At 71.5% G+C, this 1,883-nt stretch carries 2 protein-coding genes; both read left to right on the top strand.

All coding sequences use genetic code 11. The features are described from left to right. Nucleotides 1–1,398 (top strand): aconitase family protein (locus tag FNH05_RS36805; protein ID WP_246128159.1); only part of this gene is annotated, 1,398 nt, incomplete at its 5' end. 42 nt (nt 1,399–1,440) lie between these two features. Beyond that, nucleotides 1,441–1,725: a muconolactone Delta-isomerase family protein gene (locus FNH05_RS36800; protein WP_144593445.1), complete on the top strand. Its 285-nt coding sequence runs from the start codon at nt 1,441–1,443 to the stop codon at nt 1,723–1,725. Nucleotides 1,726–1,883 lie beyond the last annotated feature (158 nt).

The raw sequence follows: 1,883 nt of genomic DNA, 5'->3' as shown, positions 1-1,883 counted from the left end.
CTGTCCGACGGCGACGTGGTGATCGCGGCGATCACGAGCTGCACCAACACCTCGAACCCACGGGCGATGGCGGCCGCGGGCCTGCTGGCCCGCAACGCCGTGGCCCGCGGGCTCACCGTCGCGCCGTGGACCAAGACATCGCTGACGCCCGGCTCGCGGGCGACCGCGGAACTGCTGCGCGCCGGCGGGTTGCAGCCCGCGCTGGACGAACTGGGCTTCCAGGTCGCCGGATTCGGCTGCGGGACCTGCATGGGCAACTCCGGCCCACTACGGCAGGATGCCGGGCGGCAGATCCGTGAGCGCGGTCTCGCGGTTTCGGCCGTGCTGTCGGGAAACCGGAACTTCCCCGGACGGATCCACCCCGACGTGACCCACTCGTACCTGACTTCACCGCCGCTGGTCGTCGCGTTCGCCCTCGCCGGGCGCACCACGATCGACATCGACCGCGATCCCCTCGGCACCGGCCATGACGGAAAACCCGTGCTGCTGGCCGACATCTGGCCCACCGAGGAGGAGATCGACGCCACGGTCGCGACCGCCGGGCGGGCATCACCGGGTCGCGGCGCCTCCCTGCCACTGACCACGGATCGCTGGCAACGGCTGCCCCATCCCCGCGGTGACGGTTACGCGTGGGAAGGGGAAACCGGGATGATCCGGCGTCCCCCCTTCGCCGACGGCGAGGTGTGCGCGCCGGTCCGGGGAAACATCACCGCGGCCCGGCCGCTGCTGGTCCTGGGCGACGACGTCACCACCGACCACATCTCCCCGGTCGGGCGCATCCTGCCCGCTTCGGCGGCGGGCAAGTGGCTCACCGAACGGGGTGTGGCGGAGGACGGGCTCGGCAGCTACAGTTCCCGCCGCCTCAACCATGAGGTGATGCTGCGCGGCGGTTTCGCGAACCCGCGGCTTCGCAACCGGCTCGTCGAGGGACACGAGGGCGGCTGGACGCGCCTGCTGCCGGACGGCGACGTCATGCCGATCCACTCCGCGGCGGCCGCGTATGCCCGGCGCGGGACCCCGGTGATCATCGTCGCGGGGCGGTCCTACGGTGCCGGATCCGCCCGCGACTGGGCGGCGAAGGTGACCCGGCTCCTCGGTGTGCGGGCCGTGCTCGCCCAGAGCTTCGAACGCATCCACCGCACCAACCTCGTCGCACTCGGCGTACTGCCCGTCGAATGCCCCGCACTCGGCGGATTCGACGCCGACGGAACCGAGGAGTTCGACATCACCGGCCTGGAGGGCGGCCCCCTCGTCAACGCGCCACTGACCGTCATCGCGCGACGAGGCGGGAGAACGGTGTTCGAACAGGCCGCGCTCGCCAGAATCGACACCGAGGTCGAACAGGAATGGATGCGGGCCGGCGGCCTGCTCCACCGCCTCCTCACCGCACCCCGCTAGAGCGATCACCGACCCCCACCTATGACACGAAAGGGCATCGTCATGCAGTTCATGGTCCTCAGCCGCAGGCGCACCGAGCTGTACCAGGAGGCCGACTTCGACGCCGTCATCCCGGCCGAGACCCGGCAGGTGCGTCAGCTCTACGCCGACGGAGTGGTGCGCCAGATCTGGTTGCGCGCCGACCTCCCCGGTGCCTGCTTCCTCGTCGAGGCTCCCGACGAGGACAGCCTTCGGTCCACTGTGGACGAGTTGCCCATGGCCCGGTCCGGTCTGTCGGAGTTCACCATCATCCCGCTCCGCCCCTACCGGGGGTTCGGACCCCGCTGACCGCACCCGGCCGCACCCGACCTACCCGGGATCCGGGGACCGATCGATGGTGTCGCCGCCGACCTTCGGCGGTGCGGGGTCCACCTGCGATGTGGGTGCCGACCCCGTCGGTGGTGGCGCCACCCCCTGCGGTGGTGCGGGCGGGTGCGGGGGTTGGT

The organism is Amycolatopsis rhizosphaerae, assembly GCF_007713715.1.
GTDB lineage: Bacteria > Actinomycetota > Actinomycetes > Mycobacteriales > Pseudonocardiaceae > Amycolatopsis_E > Amycolatopsis_E rhizosphaerae.
This window is presented reverse-complemented; position numbering and strand designations above follow the sequence as displayed.

What these genes read in the sequence shown, in the direction of transcription:
- FNH05_RS36800 (WP_144593445.1), top strand. Translation starts at nt 1,441, where the DNA reads ATGCAGTTCATGGTCCTCAGCCGCAGGCGCACCGAGCTGTACCAGGAG.